Source organism: Arthrobacter sp. NPDC093139 (assembly GCF_044754165.1).
GTDB lineage: Bacteria > Actinomycetota > Actinomycetes > Actinomycetales > Micrococcaceae > Arthrobacter.
In genome coordinates, this window is record NZ_JBIVOO010000005.1 from 65,776 (window position 1) to 83,476 (window position 17,701).

A 17,701-nucleotide genomic window follows, 5' to 3' on the forward strand; every position below is an offset into this window, starting at 1 on the left:
AATGTGTGCTGCGTTACACGAACGGTGTCGGAACGTAGGGCGGCCAAGTCACTTGCGGCGGCCATGGCACCTGCGACGGGCAAGGCAATGAAGTCTGCCAGTGTCCTGCGGGCGGAGCTGCGGAGTGAAATCCGTTCCGTCCGGTTCCGGGTGCTGGCCACACTCCTTGTTTTCATGGCGGTGGGCCTTATGGTCTCCGGTGCAGTCACGTATGCGGCCCAACTCAGGAGCCTCGATGACCGTGTTAATGAGGAGCTGCAGCAGCCGAGGAAGAACCTGAACGCCCTCGTTCAGCCGGCCCCGGGTCCTGGGTTCAGGTCGCTGGACGAACTATTCACACTGTTCCTGAGATCGGAGACGCCCGGCGGGCACGAGTCGCTGATAACACTGATCCGGGATGGCAACACGATCCTGCCGGGCGGCCAGCAGGCCACCAACCTGGGCTCGCTGGCGATCAGGGAGCAGATCTGGGCCTGGAGCCGCCCTGACCGGACCGTGGTGCAGGACACCGTGATCGATGGCCGGGAAGTGCGCCTGTCCATCACGCCGGTGAAGCTGCAAGGCAAGCCGCAAGAGGGGCTCCTGGTGGTGGCCAATGAGATCGGCCGCCAGCGCGACCAGATCGTCAATTCCATGTGGACCTACGCCCTGGCGGCCCTGGTGACACTCGCCATCGCCGGTTTCATGGGGTACGTGTTCATCGGGCGGCTGCTCAGCCCCATCCGGCGCTTGCGGGAAGCCACCCAGAACACCACGTTCGAAGACCTGACGAAGCGCGTGGATGTCACAGGGAGCACGGACGACGTCGCCCAGCTGGCCATGAACTTCAACCACATGCTGGAACGGCTCGAGTCCGGCTTCGAGAACCAGCGCCGCTTCGTCCACGACGCCGGCCATGAACTCCGCACGCCCATGACGGTCATCCGCGGTTATCTGGAACTGCTGCGCGCGGGCGACCCCGAGGACGTGGACCAGACCCGCATCCTGCTCCTGGATGAGCTGGACAGGATGCAGGTGCTGGTGGAGGACCTGCTGATCCTTGCCCGCAGCGGCCGGCCCGACTTCGTGTCCCCGGAGTGGATCGAAGCCGACATCTTCCTGGAGAACATCCTGAACCGCATCAAGGTCTTCGCTCCGCGCCGCTGGGAGCTGGAGGCCAAGCCGGGCGGCCTCATCCGCGCCGATCGGCACCGGCTCATGCAGGCGCTGGAACAGCTCGCGGTCAATGCCGTCAGGCACACGGCCGAGACGGACCGGATCTCCATCGGGGCCGCCTGGGCAAAGAACGACGACGGCGGCGCACCTTTGGGTGCGCGGCCGCACCAGTCGACGGACCTCGAAATCTGGGTCTCGGACACCGGCACCGGCATCCCCGCCGAGGATCACGAGCGCATCTTCGAACGGTTCGCGAAGGGCCGCAATGCCGCGGGATCGTCCGAAGGCTCCGGACTGGGCCTCTCGATCGTCAAGGCCATCGCCGAAGCGCACGGCGGAACCGTCCGGCTGGAATCGACCGTAGGCCAGGGAAGCCGGTTTGTGCTGACCATCCCGGCAGGGGGTGGGGACAGCGCCGAGGAGGACTCACCCGGCGCGGCGAAAAGAGCGGCCGGCCCGCACGCAAAATCCCGGCTGACCAAGCCGTCGTCGGGCACTGCCGTCCTCTCAGGTCACGGAGGCAGCCTGTGACCCGGATCCTCATCGCCGATGACGAGCCCCGCATTGCGGCCTTCCTCGTTAAGGGCCTCACGGCGGCGGGATACACCACCACCCAGGTCTCCGACGGCGTGAAGGCGCTGGACTACGCCACGTCCGGGGAGTACGACCTGCTCATCCTGGATATCGGAATGCCCCGCATGGACGGGCTTACCGTCCTTCAGAACCTCCGGGCCATGCACTCCGCCATCCCGGTGATCGTCCTCACCGCCGCGGACAGCCTGGAAAGCACGGTATCCGCGCTCGAGGGCGGCGCCGATGACTACATGACCAAACCCTTCAGGTTCGAGGAACTGCTGTCGCGCGTGAAGCTGCGGCTCCGGGGCACGTCGCCCGTCACGGCAGCACCCACGCTCGTCTGCGGCGATTTGACGCTCGACATCAACCTGCGGACCGCGCAGATCGGCGGACGCATCATTGACCTTTCGGCCAGGGAGTTCGTCATGGCGCGGACCCTCATGGAGAACGCCGGCCGGGTCCTCAGCCGGGAGCAACTGTTGAGCCGGGTGTGGGGTTACCACTTTGAAGGGTCCTCCAACGTGGTGGACGTCTACGTGCGGTATCTGCGGCACAAGCTCGGCCAGAACCGCATCCAGACAGTCCGGGGCGTGGGCTACCGCCTCGTGTGCCTGCCCGAGGAAGCGTCCCCCGCCGGCGACGCTCCGGACAGCCCCCGCAACGGGGACCCGAACGGCCAGGAGCCAGCCCCGGTCTGAGCTGTTCCGGATTAGGGCTGTTTTGGATTTAAGCAGCGGCGCCGTGCCCGCCGCGGGCTGGATGAGAGGATTCTCATCCACGTCTCATTTTTGCCTCACCTTCGCGCCTCAGAGTGGAATCACCAACGAGGGAAGGCAGGCCGGTGAAGAAGTTATCCGTGCTGAGCGTTCCCCTGATCGGACTTGCCGGTCTTGCGGTCTGGACACAGTCGCTTGCAGGTGCGCCTACGGACCAGCCTGCCGGTGTGGTGGTGGTCGATACCGTCCGGCAAGGCGCCGTGCCCGGGGCGAACGACGCGGCGTCGCCCGCCGAACTGTCTCCCCGCAGCAAGCCCCTGACGACTGCCGAGGCCACGTCCCCTTCCCGCAAGTCCATGCCCCTCAATACCGCCGCTCCCGCCAGTTCAGCGCCGGATGCGCCCGGTTCAGCGCTGGACTCCCCGCCGGTCCAGATGGCCCAGACCCAGGCCACCGACACGCCCGCCGGCGTATCCGTCGGTGATGACCCGGGCGCTGTCCAGCACGTCGCACCCACGCAGGTGACTTCTCCCGCCGTGGCAGCAACAGGAGATTCCTCATCCCTGGTAAAGCCCGACGACAAGGGCGGCCTGGACGGCAGCGGAGATGCCAGCGATGAATGAGCGCCAGCGGGACGGTACCCCAGAGATTTCCCCAAAGAAGGAGTCCGTGATGCACAGGAACTTCCGTGACCTGCATGAACCCATTCCGCCGGAACGCCGCGGTTACACAATCGGCGTGCCGAACAGCCAGCCCTCCACGATCACCATTGACGATTCCGAACTGCACCAGCAGGTCCTGGACATTATCCAGAACGTGCTTACCACAGCAGACCCGCGGTCAGACGTGCGGCGCCGGCTGCTCCGGCACCTTGCGGAGAACCCCGGACATCCTGAGCAGGCGCTGCTGGATCACCTGAAGGAACGGAACAAGCGCAGCGGCACTCCACAGCCGGCACGCGGGCACGCGGTCCGGCCCAGCCCGGGCCATTAGCCGGGCCTTTAGAAGGAGTCCGCCAGAGGGGGACCGTTAGAAGAGCAGCAGCACGAACCCGCCCACCGTGCACAGAAGCCCGAGCCCGGTGAAGATCCAGCCGAGGATCAGGACGGTGTTGTCGTGCTTGGGAGGCTCGAGGCCCCAGCGGGAAGGGTGGCAGAGGTCGTAGTGGAGTTTCACTTCGTTGCCTGCCACCAGTCCGCGCGCCACTTCCGCGTCCACGAGTGTCTGCCGGGGCACGTTTTCCTGGTCGATCCAGCGGAATCCGGTGAAGCCGCCGGCTGTGTACACCTCGCCGGACGTGCTCGTCCACTGGCACCGCCGTCTCCTGATGACCAGGCCCCACACGAGCAGCGGCACACCCGGAATGAACCCCACCCAGGACATCAGTTCCAGAATGGGGCCCAGAACATCTGCGAGTCCGGCCATGCTCAAACTCTATCCGCCTGCGGGCCACCGGATGGTCAATATGTCCTGGGCCGAAAAGCCGCTCAGCTGCCGGTTTCCTCCGGGTGCTCCCGGGTCCGTTCCACTTCGGGGGTATCGCCCTGCTGCGGGATGAAGTCGGGGTCCAGTTTGCTGCTCAGGTCACCTGCGGGCGAGCCGTGAGCGGACTCGTTTGCGCCGCGGTCGAGTCCATCATCTTCTCGGGCAGTGCCGGTGTCTTCGCGGGCAGTACCGGTGTCTTCCGGGTTTTCAGTCATACGCCCAACGTAATTCGCGCCCGGCAAGCTGTCGAGGGGCGCGCTGTCGAGGGGCGCGCTATCGAGGCGAACCGATAAAGGCGCACCGATTGCAGGCGTCCAAAACCAGGCATCCAAAACCGAGTGCCGGCGTCCACCCGGCAGTCAGGCGGCTCCCAGCAAACTGTGACACCCTTTATACGATGATTTCTCAGCCCAGGGACCCCAGACGCAAGCAGCCCGCGGGCCGGATGCGCCTCGCGAGGGGCACCGGCTTCCTCTTCTTCATGGCCACCCTGGCCTGCATGGCCGGGCTCGCGGCCACGTACTACTACTTTGTGCGCACCACCACCGGCCAGTTCATCGACGAGTCAGCGCTGGTGGAGGCCGTGGAAATCCATGGACCTGCGGGCAAGGTCACCACCCGGTTCCTGGACTGGCTGCCCACCATCTCCCTGGTGATGGCCGCCGTCGTCGTTCTGTTTGTCACGGTGATCCACCGCCGCTGGCGGGCGGCGGGCATCGCCCTCGCCGCGTGCGTGGCGGCAAACATCGCCACTCAGGTTCTCAAGCAGCTGCTGCCGGTGCGCCCGGACCGGGGTGTGGAGACGCTGGAGCTGAACTCGCTGCCGTCGGGGCACACCACACTGGCGGCGTCTGCGGCGGCGGCGGTGTTCCTCATGGCATCCCCGCGCTGGCGGCCTCTTGCGGGGTTCGTGGGCGGCAGTTTTGCGATCGCGTCGGGAATGTCCACGCTGGTGAACCAGTGGCACCGGCCCGCGGATGTGGTGGCCGCGTTCCTGCTGGTGGGCTGCTTCATGATTCCCGCCGGCTGGCTCATCATCCGCACGGGCACCCATGAGTGGAATGTGTGGGACGGCTTCAACGGTCACTGGGCGTCCGCGCGGCTTTGGCTGGGACTGCCGGTGGCGATCGGCCTGGCCTCCGCCGCGGTGGCGGTGTTTTCGTTGGTTACCATCGCACCGCCGGGCCAGGAGGGCAGCACCACCAATTACTTCTGGGCGGGAATTTCACTGATCGTGATCGCCGGATACCTGGCCACCGTGGCCACGACGTCGCTGTTCGCCTATGCCGCACGCCGCCGGGAAGCACCTGCCAGGTAGCGGCTCCTTCTTTACATCCCCGGCATCGAAGCCGAGAATAAGTCGCACCACAGCCTCCACTGGGCCAGCAGCGGGCTGTCCATGACAACCTGCACAGGCAATGATGCAGCACGCGGAGGGGTTCGGATGAATGACAAGGATGCAACCACGGCGGATGCCACCGCGGACCGGGCACTCAAGGAGAAGCACCGGGCCATGTGGGCGCAGGGGGACTATCCCGCCCTCGCCAGCGAGCTCATCCCCAATCTCGGCGCCATCCTCGTTGAGGCCTGCGGCATCAAACCGCGGCAGCGGGTGCTGGATGTCGGCGCGGGCGCCGGTAATGCCGCCATTCCCGCGGCCATGATGGGGGCCCAGGTGGTGGCCAGCGACCTAACTCCGGAGATGTTCGACGCCGGCCGTCACCAGGCAGCCGACCGCGGCGTCGATCTGGAATGGATGGAAGCGGACGCCGAGGCCCTCCCGTTCCCCGACGGCGAGTTCGATGTGGTGATGTCCTGCCTCGGCGTCATGTTTGCCCCGCACCATGAAAAGAGCGCCGGTGAGCTGCTCAGGGTCTGCCGCCCCGGCGGCACGATCGGCTTGCTGAGCTGGACGCCGGAAGGGTTCCTCGGGCAGATGTTCGCCACGATGAAACCGTTCGCTCCCCCGCCTCCGCCCGGCGCCCAACCCCCGACGCTGTGGGGCAGCGAGGACCATGTGCGCAAGCTCCTGGGCGGCAACGTCACGGACATCGATGCCCGGAAGCAGACGGTCACCATTACCAGCTTCCACCAGCCCAACGACTTCCTGCACTACTTCAAGTCCCACTACGGCCCCACGATCTCGGTGTACAAGTCCCTTGGCGGGGACGAGGAAAGAGTCAAAGCCCTGGACGAGGCCCTCACTGAACTCGCCGCGGCCTACAGCGATGCCCACGGCGACGCACCGTCCCAGATGGACTGGGAGTACCTGCTGCTCACCGCCAAGAAGGTGCGGCCAGGTGCCAACACCGGAGGCGCGCAGTGATGGACTCCGCTGCATCCCGGCGCGCGCTCAGCGTCGCGTCCATCCCGTCCTTCCAGCGGATCAGCGCGTTCCTCAACGACTCCACGTACTCCCGGCGGCACCTTCTGCCCGGGGTCTGTGACTTCACGTTGGGCAATCCGCACCAGATGCCCCAAACCGCGTATGTGGACGCGTTGCGGGATGCGGTCAACCCCCGTGACGACCAGTGGTTTGCCTATAAGTCCAACGGCGCCTATGCGCGGGAGGTCGCCGCGGAGTCCCTTCAAGGACTGCTGGACGTCCCGTTCGCTGCCGAGGACCTGTACCTGACCACCGGCGGATTCACTGCGCTCGCCATGGCGCTGAAGGCGGTGGCCGATCCGGGCGATGAAGTGATTTACAGCCTGCCGCCGTGGTTCCTGTACGAGCCGCTTGTCGTCGAGGCCGGTCTTGTCCCCGTGAAGGTCCGGATCAATACGGAAACGTTCGACCTTGACCTTGAGGCCATCGGGGCTGCAATCACTCCGCGAACCCGGGTGGTGATCGTCAATTCGCCGAACAACCCCACCGGCCGGATCTACCCGCCGGAGCTCCTGCAGCGCCTCGCCGACCTGCTGGAGGCCGCCTCCGCGCGCATCGGACGGCGGATCTATCTCGTGTCGGACGAGCCCTACAACCGAATTGTGTTCGACGGCGCCCGTTTCCACAGCCCTGCCGAGTTCTACCCCTACACGATGCTGGCCTACTCGTACGGTAAGACGCATCTGGCACCGGGTGAGCGGATCGGATACCTTGCCCTTCCTTCCGCCATGCCCGACCGGAGGGACCTCGCACCCGCCATGGGCGCGCTGCAGGTGGCGATGGGCTGGATCTATCCCAACGGCACGCTGCAGCATGCGCTGCCCAAGCTGGAACGGTTCACCATCGACGTCGATCAGCTCCAGCGCAAAAGGGACTGGCTCGTGCGGGAGCTGCGCGGGATGAGTTACCGGCTGCAGCCTTCCGAGGGCACGTTCTACTTGTTCGTCCACTCCCCCATAGCCGACGACGAGGCCTTCACCGAGGCACTCAGCCAGGAGGACGTCTTCGTGCTGCCGGGCGCCCTGTTCGAAACGCCCGGTTTCTTCCGCATCTCCCTCACCGCCAGCGAAGAGATGGTGGAGCGGAGCCTGCCGCACTTCCAGGCTGCCATCGAACGGGCCGAGCAGGACCGTCCCGAGGACTCGGAGTACCACCTGCCCACCGGCCTCATTCCGGTGACTCCGGCCAGTAAGGCGCACCCGCCGTCACTGTAGCAGCGGCCGTCACTGTAGCAGCAGGAGAAGCAGACCCTAGGCGATGAGCGCCACCGCCATGACCATCGGCAGCGAGACCACCGAGGCGATGGAGGTGACCATCGTTAGCGTCTTGAAAGTCCCCTGAGTCGACAGTCCGAGCAGCGACTTGAACATCCAGAAGAAGTTGCTGTTGACCTGAAGGGCGAACATCGCACCTGAGGCGATGGCAAGGCCGACGGCGATCGGCGAGACGTCGATCGACCCGAGTACCGGACCGATGATCCCGGCAGCCGCGATCGCCGCAACTGACACGGACCCGATCGCCAAGTGCAGCACCGCGGCGATGAGCCAGGCGAGCAGGATACTGAGGATGACCGGCGCCCCTGCGTCGGCAGTGAAGAGGTCGGCCAGGATCGTATCGAGCCCGGTCTCCCCGATGACGGCGCCCAACGACCCGCCGATGCCGGTGATGAGCAGGATCTCGCCCGTGGTGTGGAAGCCCTCGCTCATTGCCGTGTCCGTGCCCTTCGGACCCAGGGTGCGCCGGCAGAGCACGTAGGCGCCGAGCAGGCCGACGAAGAGCGCAAAGTTGGCGTCGCCGAGGAAGGCGATGAAGTCGTTGGAGAATTCCAGCAGTTCCGCGAAGGCCCCGAAGGCGATCATCACGAGCGGAACGAGGATGGGCAGCAGACAGACGAACAGCGGGGGCGTCGCGGTGTCCTCCTCGACCAGCTCGGTGGTCTCCAGCTCGACCATCGCTTCATCGACCTCTTCGTCCTTGGCCGCTTTCCAGTAGCGGCCCCGCAGGAGCAATCGGAAGATCAACGTCGTCGCGATCGCCGTCAACGGCCCGAGCACGAGGCCGTAGATGAGCCAGATGCCGAGTGGGATGTTTAGCAGGCCCGCGATGGAGACCGCGGCCAGTCCCGGGAGCACGAAGACGTAGCCGGCGAAGATCCCCGTCCCGAGCGCACCTGCCATGTGCGGCAAACCGGTCATGCCGATGAAGGGCCCGGTTGAGCGCGCCACTGGAGAGGCCAGCACGACCTGCACGTCCACGTAGATTGAGGGGAAGATAGTCGACATCGCAGCCGTCAACGCATAGGGGAGCCGACGCGCACCGACGCCGTTGACGAGCATTGTCACCATCTTCCGGAAGGCGCCCATCGCATGGAGCATCGCCCCAATGAGCACCCCGAAGCCGATGAGCAGGCCGACCTCGCCCATGATTTCGCCGAAACCGGTGGTGATCGCCATGATCGTCGCCGTGAAACCGACCCCGGTCGCGAGGCCGAGGTAGAGCGATCCGATGATCAGCGAGATCACCGGGTCGACCTTGACCTTGATGATGAGCAGGATGATGACCACGATGGCTATCACGGTGTGAAGGGCGATCATGGCCTGCTCCTGCCGACGGGGAAGTTGACCTAGTTCATACTTGGGCGGTCGGCACTGTCAAGGCTCAAAACCAACATGGGGTCTTCCGAGAAGGATCCCGTCGTCAAGGGCGGGCCGCGGCCACCAGCTGTTTGCTGTGCCCGTGTACCGGGTTCGCAAAGAAGTCGGTTGTGCGTGCCAGTTCCACGAGGGCGCCTTGGTACAGCACGGCCACCCGTTGGCTCATGTACCTGATGACGTTCATGTCGTGGGAGATCATGATCAGGGACAGCGGGCGGTCGCTGTGCAGGCGCAGCAGCAGATCGAGAATTTTGCGTTGCGTGACCGCATCCAGCGCCGAGGTGGCCTCGTCGCAGATCAGCACCGCCGGCTCCAGAAGAAGCGCCCGGGCAATGGTCATCCTCTGCAGCTGACCTCCCGAGCACTGGCCCGGATACCGGTCCAGCAGGTCCGGTTCCAGCTCAACATCGCGAACGGCCTTGTGGATGCGTTCACGGCGCTCGTCCGCCGGGCAGTCCCGGCGCCGCAGCAGCGGAGCTTCCAGGCTGGCACGGAGCTTCATGCGCGGGTCGAAGGCATCGTGCGGTTCCTGGAAGACGAGCTGCACCTCTGTGCCGTCGGCACCGGTGCCGTTCTCCCCCGTGCGGAGCGCCCGGGTGACGCTGCCCCGGTCCGCCGTCTCGATCCCGACGAGCAGTCGGGCCAGGGTGCTCTTCCCGCAGCCCGATTGGCCCAGGACACCAAGAATCTCACCCTCACGAAGGCTCAGCGAGACGCCATCCAGAGCCGGACGGGCACCGCGCCCCTTGGAAGGAAACCGTTTAGTGACACCGTCCAGCGCCAGAATTGTGCGCGGCTCTGGCGCCTCGGCTGCGGGTGCTGCGGGCTTGCGGACCGGAATGCGGACCGGGGTCCGCAGCGACGTCCGCGGCGCCGGCGTCCGGCCCGGAATGCTGACCGGAATCCCCAGCGGCATCCCTACCGTCACTGTCCGCACGGGAAAGCGGACGGGAATTCGCGCAGGAGTCCGGGCCGGGATCCGGGCAGTCGTGAGGGCCGATGCCGCCAGGAGGTCTCTGGTGACCGCGGTCCGGGGCGCCTCGAGGACGGTCCTGGCCGGTCCTGCTTCCTGGACGCGGCCGCAGTCCATCACCACCACCCTGTCAGCGAACGCGGCAACCGTGGCCAGGTCGTGGGTGATGTACAGGACTCCCAGTCCGTGGTCGCGACGCTGCCTGTCGATCAGCGCCAGGATTTGTACTTCCAGCACCTTGTCGAGTGCGGAGGTCGGCTCGTCGGCCAGCAGCAGTTCGGGCTGGCCGGCCATGGCAACGGCCATCATTGCGCGCTGCGCCATGCCGCCTGAGAGCTGGTGCGGATACGAGCGGACACACCGGACCGGATCCTCAAATCCGGCGTCCGCGAGCAGAGCCAGCGCCTGGTCCCGGGCGGCGCGTCCGTGCAGTCCGCGGTGAAGCTTCAGCGGTTCGGCCAGGTGCCCGCCAATCGTCATGCGTGGATTGAACATCCGCTTGGGCTGCTGGTACAGCATGCCGATCCGGCCGCCGCGGACCCGGTTGAGCTCCTTATCGCCCGCGCGGATGAGGTCGGTTCCGCCCAGCGTGACGGACCCGGACTCGACATGGATCTGCGGCGGCAGCAGCCCCATGACGGACAGGGCCGTCATGGACTTGCCGCTCCCGGAGGCGCCCACCAGGGCAACGAACTCCCCCGGAGCCACGGAGAGGTCGACGCCGGAGAGGATCGGGCGCGCGTCGGAACCGGCGCCGGAGGCGGGGCGGCGCCTGGCCAGCGGTGCCCGCTGGCTGACGTGCAGTTTTTCGATGAACAGGCCCTCAGGCATGGGTGACCGCCAAGTCAGGGGACGCCGCAAGCATCAGGCGGCTGCTGGACATCCGTGCCAGATGCTGGCCGATGAGGGTGACGCACAGAGCGACGGTGAAGATCACCAGGCCGGGGGCGAGGATCGTCATTGGTGCCCTCAGGGCGTAGGGCTGGGCCGCGGCGAGCATCGATCCCCAGTCCGACTGCGGCGGCTGTACCCCCAGTCCCAGGTAGGACAGGGCGCCGACGTTGATCAGGAACTGTCCGAACCTGAGCGTGGCCTGGCCGAGGAGGGGCCCGGCCAAGTGTGGCAGGATGTGCCGCAGCACAATGAACGACGGCGGGCAGCCCACCACGCGGGCTGCCTCGATGAACCCCCGCGCCGAGACGTCGTAGGCGAGTGCCCGGGCCAGCCGGGCAAAGGGTGTCCAGCCTGTCACGGTCAGGGCCAGGAGCAGGGTTGGGTACCCGGTTCCCATGGCGGCGACCAGGAACAGCGCCACAACCATCTCCGGCACGGCAAGCAGGACATCGTTCGTCCGGGTGAAGAACTCGTCGAGCCAGCCCCGCCGGCGGGCGCTGAGTACGCCGATCGCCGTGCCGATTATTGCCGTGAGGACGGTGGCCAGCGCCGCGATGGTCAGGGAGAACCCTCCGCCTTCGAGCAGCCGGCTCAGGGTATCGCGGCCCAAGTGATCGGTGCCCAGCCAGTGGGCTCCGCTGGGCGGGGCCATCCGGGCGGCAAGGTTTTGTTCGGCAGCCGGATAGGGGGTGATCCAGCCAGCCAGGACCACGCTCAGCAGGATGATGGCCAGGACCGAAGCGGCGGCCAGGACGTGCGGAGGCAGCTTACGCATGGAGCATCCTCACTTGGGGGTTGAGGAGGCCGTGGATGAGATCCGCGGCCGTGGTCAGCAGTACGGCGAGTCCGACGACCACCACCACCGCGCCCTGGGCGAGCGGAATGTCACTGTTCAGGACGCCGTCGAACATCAGCCGTCCCATGCCGGGGATGGCGAAGATGACCTCGACGATGACCGATCCGCCCAGCAGGCCCGCGAACCACACGGCTGCCAAGGTGGTCAGGGGCAGCAGCCCGTTGGGGATCACGTGCTTCCACACGGCCTGGGCGCGGCTGAGCCCGCGGCTCCGGGCAGCGACGACGTGCTCGGCGCCGAGCGCCTCGAGCATTCCCTCACGCACGGCGGACAGGAAATGGCTGGTCGGCCGCAGGGCGAGGACGGCCACGGGCAGGACCGCGGAGGCCGGGCCCTCCCACCCGGCGGAGGGCAGCAGGGAGAGCTGGATCGCGAAGACCAGCACGAGCATCGGCGCGAGCCAGTACTCGGGGATGGAGATCAGCGCCTGGTTAACCGCCGTGATGGCCCGGTCAGCCAGCCGTCCCTCGTTCAGGGCCGCCGTGATGCCCAGAACCACCGAAACCGCGGCCGCCACGGCCAGGGCCAGGACCACCAGGCTGAGCGTGATCCAGAGGGCGGGCAGCACATGGTCGACGACGGGCGTGCGGCTTGTGTAGGACAGGCCCATGTCGCCGCTGATGAACCGCCCCAGCCAGCGCAGGTACTGCAGCCACAGGGGGTCCTGCAGGCCCAGCTGAAGACTGAGAGCTTCCACGGCGGAGTCATCGATTGCGTCTCCGGTCACCCGTGACCGGATGATTTTCCGTACCGGATCCCCTGGAGTGACATAGGGGATGAGGAAGACAACGAAAGACGCCAGAAGAACGGCGACCACCAGGGCCGCCGTTCGCCGGGCGAGGAACTGCATCATGCCGGATCCGGCCGATGCTGGATACCGTCGGGAAACGTTCCGCTCACGATCCCGGCTTTGCCGTTTCCGCCCGGAGCACGTACCGGGCCAGGGGGTCCTGGACGTGGTTCTGAACGTCGGACCGGACGGCGTCGATGGCCTGCTCGTTGACGAGCCAGACGTTCACGGCCTGGTCCTGGAGGATCTGTCCGGCCTTGGCGTAGAGCCGGTACCGTTCCTCGGAGTTCGCCGTCGTGGAGGCCTGGGCGATCGTCTTGTCGTAATCGGCGTTGCAGAAGTGGCTCAGGTTGTAGGTGCCGTCGCAGGTGTAGTCCGCGGTGAGGAAGCCGATGGGGTCGGCGATGTCGATCAGGCGGTTGCGCTGGCTCAGCACCATGTCATAGTTGCCGGACAGCAGGTCCGGTTCCACCGCGGCATACTCCTTGGTCTGGATCTTCACCGGAACGCCCACGGCCTTCAGGTTCTCCTGGATGACGGTTGCCACGTCCGCGAACTCCGCGCGCTCGACGATCGCGATGATCTCCAGCGGCCGGTCGGCGGTGTAGCCCGCGGAAGCGAGCAGCTTTTTCGCGCCCTCGACGTCCTGCTTTGGCGCCGCAGCGCCCTCAATGGCCCAAGGCTCCGAAGGGGCAAAGGGACCGGTAGCCGGGAGGGCTGCACCTTCATAGACGCTTCCGGCGAGCGCATCCAGGTCAAGAGCCGAGCGGATCGCCTTGCGGAAGTCGACGTCGTCGAACGGGGCCCTTCCGTTGTTCATGTACAGCGTGGCGGTCCGCGGCGAATCGGCCTTGAGGACTTTGACCTTGGAATCCCCCTCCAAGGCGGCCAGGCCGGAGACGGGGATTGACATCGAAATGTCGGCTTCGCCGGTCTGGACCTGGGTGGTGCGGGTGGCGCCATCGGTGATGAACCGGACCTCGGCGCCGGCAAGCTGCACCTTTCCGCCCCAATAGTTCTCGTTGCGGTCCAGGGTCAGGGACTGCTTCGGCTTTTCGGAAACGGGCTTGAAGGGGCCGGTGCAGTGGCCGAACGGGTCAACGGTTTCACCCTTGAAGGCGGCGGGCGACAGTACGCCCGTGTTGACGCTTGCCAGCCGGTAGGGCACCAGCGGGCTTTCCGTCGGAGTAGTCACGCGGACGGTGCGGTCGTCGAGGGCCTTGACGCCGCTGACCACCTTTGGGCTGAATGCGCGGGCCGGGACCTTGGCGTCGAGCACGGTACGCAGGGAGCGCACCACGGCCTCGGCGTTCAGTGGGGTTCCGTCCTGGAACTTGACTCCCTCGCGGAGGGTGAAGTCCCATTCGAGGGCAGAGGCCTGCTTCCACTCGGTTGCCAGCGAGGGCACGATCTTGCCCTGCGCAGCGTCGTAGCGCGTCAGGGTCTCCAGGCATCCGGACAGGGACAGGATGTACGCGGCGTCGCTCTCGAGGGTCCAGCCGGCCACCGGGGGGCGGAAGTTGTCGACGACGATCCGCTGGTCGGTGTCGGCCGCTTTGTTTATTCCTCCTCCGGAGCCGCTGAAGCCGCAGCCGGACAGTGACAGGAGCGCCACGAGTCCCAGGGACACGGACGATGGGAGCGAAATGCGCAACGGAACCACCTAGAGTGTGGGTCTGCGGAAGCTGGCAGACGAAACTGATCGGCCGAAAACGGCCAGTCTGAGTGTAGGCTAACCTAACTTCACGGTTCAAATGGCGATTCCGGCCCCGCGTCATATTCAGGACAGGTAGCTGGGTAGCTCAGTAGTTCCGGCGGTGCTTCAGCCTGGGAAGAACGACGGCGAACACGGCTGCCGCCGCGAACCCCAGCATGCCGGTGGCCGTCACGCCCGCGCCGAGGGAGGCCACGGCCGTCACGGCGGAGAGCAGTACGGGGCCACCGGTTGATCCGGCGTCGGCGATGAACCGCCACAGGCCCAGGAAGTGCCCGCGGCCGTTGTCGGGAGAGAAGTCGGCGCCCAGCGTCATCACCAGCCCTGAACTGATGCCGTTGCCGAAGCCGATCAGCAGCGAGGCGAGCAGCAACCCGGTAAATCCGCCCGTCAGCGGAATCAGCAGCATCGCAGTGCCCATGATCAGCGTGGAGGGCAGGGCGACCCACAGCCGGCCCCGCCGGTCCATGACCTTCCCGGCCGGGTAGAACACCAGCATGTCGATCGCCCCCGACAGCCCGTACAGCAGGGAGGCGTGTGAGGCGTCGAGGCCCACATGGTCCGCCCAGAGCGGGATCACCACCTGCCGGGAGGCGCGCAGGGCGGACAGCAGCAGGATTCCGGCGCCGGCCGCCAGGAACACTCCGGCGTGCGAGACGGCCACACCGCGCAGCGTCGCGGCCGGGCCGGCGGAACCGGACGTGCCGCCTGGGACCTCAAGGTCCGGGATGGCCAGCGCAATCACGGCCGCAGCCGTCATTCCCGCCACACCCACCCAGTACGCCCCGCTGATGCCGGCGAACTGCATTACACCGGCGCCGATGAAGGGTCCAAGGAAGATGCCGATCCGGTTCGTGCCGCCCAGCGTGGACAGCGCCCGGGCCCGGAATTCCACCGGCACGGCTTCGGTGAGGTACTTCTGGCGGGCGAGGCTGAAGACACTGGCGGCCATTCCGACGACGGCCATCGCCACGGCGAGCAGCCAGAGTCCGTCGGGAATCACCGAGGACAGCCCTGCGGCCAGCAGCGCCAGTGCCCCGACGGCCGCCGCCCCCACGATGGACCAGCGCTCACCAAACTTCAGGGTGATCATCGAGGCGGGCAGGTTGAAGAACCACGAGCCCAGCCCGATCAGTGTGACAATCAAGGCGGCAACGGCCACGGAGGCGCCCAACTCCCGGGCGGACAGCGCCACGACGGGCAGGACCGCACCCTCCCCCACGGAGAACAGGAGCGCGGGCCCGAAGGCGGGAACAGCAATGCTGCGGAAGTTGAAGGGCTGCGGGCTGCCTGGCGGAGTCATCCCGTTCATCCTAGGCAGCGGGCCGCCGCAATCCGGCGCATACCGCCCGAAAGTAGGCCGACATCACACCTGCCCGGCGCATACTGAGTTTCCTTGGCGAATCAAATCTCTGGACAGCAGGGCCGGAAGTACGTACATTCAAGAGAGGAACCGGAGCCGTTTGATCCGGGCCGAACCCTTTCCGGTTATTGTGCAGGGCCGGTTAGCGTAGCTGCTGTAGCCCCATGGCGGCACATAATGCACAAAGGCGGAAAGAGCCTACGATGGCCACCTCGCACTTCGAGCAGTTTCTTGACCAAGCCACTTCCTTTGACCCAGAGACAGACTGCCCCTTGGGACGCGACTGTCTCTACGGTCTTTACACCAGCTGGTGCCTGCTTAACGGCCATGTTCCACAGCCGGACATGTCCTTCTGGGCGGCCATGCGACGGTGCGGCATCGATCTGGGCAACACCCGCCTCCAGATGAAGGGGCCGGCTGCCGCAGACTACATCCTGTCCAGCTATCCGGCCCTGGTCTGATCATGTCCATCAGTTCAAACGCGTACGTTCCCGACGGCGCGCACTTCCCGGGCGGAAAGCCGCTGCGGTGCATAGCCTGCCGGAACGACACTCATCTGGTTATCAGGGCCATTGAAGCCCACAAAGGGGCGGAGGATGCACTCGTGGACGTGTCCTACACCTGCACCGCCTGCGGACGGCACCACGCCCACGTTGCCGACGTCGCCCACGTGGCATTCGTCCTGAACCGGCAGGGGAACGTGTCCGACGTCTTGCTGTTCGGCGGACACTACATCCACTGTGGACGGCCCATGGAAAAGGCGGGGCACGAACTCCGCCGGCTTCACGAGCCCGTGAGCACCAGCCGCCAGGACGGCGGGGCATTGGACGTGTACCTGTCCACCCGCGTAATAAGGTGCGCCTGCGGCTTTCAGATGGAGCTTCCGGAATAGCTTCAGCCAAGTCTTAGTTGCTGGCTCCTGTTGCGTCGTGCGCTTCACCTACGGGTTTGGATTCCGGCGAGCCTCGCTGGCGCAGGTAGACGCTCAGGATGACCATGGACCACACAGCGAGGAACTCCGACTGCCAGTTCTGCAGGGTGCGGTTCCAGAATTCAGGGGATACCACATATTCTCCCCAGCTGCCGGGGTCCTGCAGGTTGGAGATCTGCTCCTCGGCAAAAGCGCTGAAGCCCGTGACGGACTGGACCAGCCAGGACAGGATGAAGACTGTCCCCATGACCAGCCCCAGCGAATTCGCGAAAATCCAAGTCTTCATGCCGCCGGCCTTGGCCCATTTCGGGGATTCGGGCTTGGCGTACTGTCCGATCAGCTGGTCCTTCTCCGACCCATGGCCGCGTTTTTCGATGGCTTTGGACTCAGGCGAGCCCTTCTGGACCAGCCACACGGTCAGGACGATGAAGAGCAGGAACTGAAGGTACTCGGACTGCCAGTTTTCGGCCACGTCCACCGCAAAGCTCGACGACGTCACGTATTGCCAGAAGCTGATGCCGTCCAGGTTCGCTGCCATTTGCTGTTCATTGAAATAGGCGAGCCCGCTGAACGCCTGCCCCGTCAGGGAGCCAAGAAACAGCACCGCGAACGTTATGCTCAGGCCGTTCGTGAGCCACGGGTTGTGCTTCATCGGCCCATCACCCCGATGAGGAACAGGTAGGCCAGTCCGACAGCGATGACGCCCAGACAAATCCAGAAAGCCCAGCGCATGTCAGCCACCCTCCACATCACAGTCGTAGGGACGTTCACCGCGGGAAGTGCATCCGGCTGCCGTGATCTTCCAACTGTCCCCGGATCTGGTCAGGAACACGGTGTCTTCATCGAGGAGAACCTGGGCGCTTGAACCATAGGCTTTGGCCTCGGTTGCCCGGGTTGCGGGCGGCAAATTCAGGGCAGACAGCTTCTCGCCGCAGGTACCGGCAGAGCCATTCTCGAGCTTCTCCACAACGGCCGGAGCGAGGAGGCCGCAGCCAGCCGAAGGATCCCCGGAGGACACCATCTTGTGGAATTCCACGGCGACCTGGGCGGCACCATCGGCCCCCGCATTGGAACCCGAACATCCCGCGATTACAAGGACCATGGATGCCAGCGCTGCCGCCGGCAGCGTGCCGGCCGTTCCGGCCATTCTCAAGCGCATGCGCTAAGCCCCCTTACGAAAACTGCCCTTAGCCTACATCCGAAGCGAC

19 protein-coding genes are annotated in these 17,701 nt (G+C 65.9%); 9 read left to right on the forward strand and 10 right to left on the reverse strand.

Going from position 1 to position 17,701, the window contains the following annotated elements; translation table 11 throughout:
* Positions 1 to 87 precede the first annotated feature (87 nt).
* The 4 genes from ACIP90_RS09950 to ACIP90_RS09965 all read left to right on the forward strand — a co-directional run bounded on the left by ACIP90_RS09950 (position 88) and on the right by ACIP90_RS09965 (position 3,440).
* The gene (locus ACIP90_RS09950) at positions 88 to 1,686 is read left to right on the forward strand and encodes a sensor histidine kinase (protein ID WP_400579029.1); all 1,599 of its coding nucleotides are present in this window, start codon (positions 88 to 90) and stop codon (positions 1,684 to 1,686) included.
* Positions 1,683 to 2,429, forward strand: a complete 747-nt coding sequence (locus ACIP90_RS09955) for a response regulator transcription factor (RefSeq protein WP_400579031.1) — start codon at positions 1,683 to 1,685, stop codon at positions 2,427 to 2,429. Before ACIP90_RS09950 ends, ACIP90_RS09955 begins: the two co-directional genes overlap by 4 nt.
* 143 nt (positions 2,430 to 2,572) lie before the next feature.
* The gene (locus ACIP90_RS09960; protein WP_400579033.1) at positions 2,573 to 3,070 is read left to right on the forward strand and encodes a hypothetical protein; all 498 of its coding nucleotides are present in this window, start codon (positions 2,573 to 2,575) and stop codon (positions 3,068 to 3,070) included.
* 49 nt (positions 3,071 to 3,119) lie between these two features.
* Positions 3,120 to 3,440, forward strand: a complete 321-nt coding sequence (locus ACIP90_RS09965; RefSeq protein WP_400579035.1) for a hypothetical protein — start codon at positions 3,120 to 3,122, stop codon at positions 3,438 to 3,440.
* Positions 3,441 to 3,476: 36 nt separating this feature from the next.
* Here the strand turns inward: ACIP90_RS09965 and ACIP90_RS09970 are convergent, their stop codons facing one another.
* Together ACIP90_RS09970 and ACIP90_RS09975 are read right to left on the reverse strand one after the other, a co-directional pair.
* Positions 3,477 to 3,872, reverse strand: coding sequence for a hypothetical protein (locus ACIP90_RS09970; RefSeq protein WP_400579036.1), 396 nt, complete (start codon positions 3,870 to 3,872; stop codon positions 3,477 to 3,479).
* A gap of 62 nt (positions 3,873 to 3,934) precedes the next feature.
* Positions 3,935 to 4,147 (reverse strand): hypothetical protein, encoded by a 213-nt coding sequence (locus tag ACIP90_RS09975; RefSeq protein WP_400579038.1) that lies wholly within the window; start codon positions 4,145 to 4,147, stop codon positions 3,935 to 3,937.
* 182 nt (positions 4,148 to 4,329) lie between these two features.
* Here ACIP90_RS09975 and ACIP90_RS09980 point away from each other — a divergent pair, with 182 nt between their 5' ends.
* The 3 genes from ACIP90_RS09980 (at position 4,330) to ACIP90_RS09990 (ending at position 7,532) form a co-directional block, all read left to right on the forward strand.
* Complete coding sequence (locus tag ACIP90_RS09980) at positions 4,330 to 5,250, forward strand: phosphatase PAP2 family protein (RefSeq protein WP_400579039.1); 921 nt, start codon at positions 4,330 to 4,332, stop codon at positions 5,248 to 5,250.
* Between the two features lie 126 nt (positions 5,251 to 5,376).
* A complete protein-coding gene (locus tag ACIP90_RS09985; RefSeq protein WP_400579041.1) occupies positions 5,377 to 6,258 on the forward strand; it encodes a class I SAM-dependent methyltransferase in 882 nt (293 codons plus the stop codon).
* A complete protein-coding gene (locus tag ACIP90_RS09990) occupies positions 6,258 to 7,532 on the forward strand; it encodes an aminotransferase class I/II-fold pyridoxal phosphate-dependent enzyme (protein ID WP_400579043.1) in 1,275 nt (424 codons plus the stop codon). The genes ACIP90_RS09985 and ACIP90_RS09990 overlap by 1 nt, the downstream gene beginning before the upstream one ends.
* A gap of 36 nt (positions 7,533 to 7,568) precedes the next feature.
* On the opposite strand, the gene ACIP90_RS09995 is transcribed toward ACIP90_RS09990, so the two are convergent.
* The 6 genes from ACIP90_RS09995 to ACIP90_RS10020 form a co-directional block, all read right to left on the reverse strand.
* Entirely contained in the window at positions 7,569 to 8,912 is a 1,344-nt protein-coding gene (locus ACIP90_RS09995) for a GntP family permease (protein ID WP_400579045.1), read from the reverse strand.
* 103 nt (positions 8,913 to 9,015) lie between these two features.
* Positions 9,016 to 10,776 carry an ATP-binding cassette domain-containing protein gene (locus ACIP90_RS10000; protein WP_400579047.1) on the reverse strand — a complete coding sequence of 587 codons (1,761 nt, stop codon included), beginning with the start codon at positions 10,774 to 10,776 and terminating at the stop codon, positions 9,016 to 9,018.
* Positions 10,769 to 11,614 (reverse strand): ABC transporter permease, encoded by an 846-nt coding sequence (locus ACIP90_RS10005; protein ID WP_400579048.1) that lies wholly within the window; start codon positions 11,612 to 11,614, stop codon positions 10,769 to 10,771. The genes ACIP90_RS10000 and ACIP90_RS10005 overlap by 8 nt, the downstream gene beginning before the upstream one ends.
* Entirely contained in the window at positions 11,607 to 12,548 is a 942-nt protein-coding gene (locus ACIP90_RS10010; protein ID WP_400579050.1) for an ABC transporter permease, read from the reverse strand. The genes ACIP90_RS10005 and ACIP90_RS10010 overlap by 8 nt, the downstream gene beginning before the upstream one ends.
* A 43-nt stretch (positions 12,549 to 12,591) precedes the next feature.
* The gene (locus tag ACIP90_RS10015) at positions 12,592 to 14,139 is read right to left on the reverse strand and encodes an ABC transporter substrate-binding protein (RefSeq protein WP_400579052.1); all 1,548 of its coding nucleotides are present in this window, start codon (positions 14,137 to 14,139) and stop codon (positions 12,592 to 12,594) included.
* Between the two features lie 148 nt (positions 14,140 to 14,287).
* The gene (locus tag ACIP90_RS10020; RefSeq protein ID WP_400579054.1) at positions 14,288 to 15,502 is read right to left on the reverse strand and encodes an MFS transporter; all 1,215 of its coding nucleotides are present in this window, start codon (positions 15,500 to 15,502) and stop codon (positions 14,288 to 14,290) included.
* Positions 15,503 to 15,765: 263 nt separating this feature from the next.
* On the opposite strand from ACIP90_RS10020, the gene ACIP90_RS10025 reads away from it, so the two are divergent.
* Together ACIP90_RS10025 and ACIP90_RS10030 are read left to right on the forward strand one after the other, a co-directional pair.
* Entirely contained in the window at positions 15,766 to 16,023 is a 258-nt protein-coding gene (locus ACIP90_RS10025) for a hypothetical protein (RefSeq protein ID WP_400579056.1), read from the forward strand.
* A 2-nt stretch (positions 16,024 to 16,025) separates the two neighbouring features.
* Complete coding sequence (locus ACIP90_RS10030; protein ID WP_400579057.1) at positions 16,026 to 16,454, forward strand: hypothetical protein; 429 nt, start codon at positions 16,026 to 16,028, stop codon at positions 16,452 to 16,454.
* A 13-nt stretch (positions 16,455 to 16,467) separates the two neighbouring features.
* Here the strand turns inward: ACIP90_RS10030 and ACIP90_RS10035 are convergent, their stop codons facing one another.
* Both ACIP90_RS10035 and ACIP90_RS10040 read right to left on the reverse strand, forming a co-directional pair.
* Positions 16,468 to 17,145, reverse strand: a complete 678-nt coding sequence (locus ACIP90_RS10035; RefSeq protein WP_400579058.1) for a DUF6766 family protein — start codon at positions 17,143 to 17,145, stop codon at positions 16,468 to 16,470.
* Between the two features lie 81 nt (positions 17,146 to 17,226).
* Positions 17,227 to 17,652 carry a hypothetical protein gene (locus ACIP90_RS10040; protein ID WP_400579059.1) on the reverse strand — a complete coding sequence of 142 codons (426 nt, stop codon included), beginning with the start codon at positions 17,650 to 17,652 and terminating at the stop codon, positions 17,227 to 17,229.
* Positions 17,653 to 17,701 lie beyond the last annotated feature (49 nt).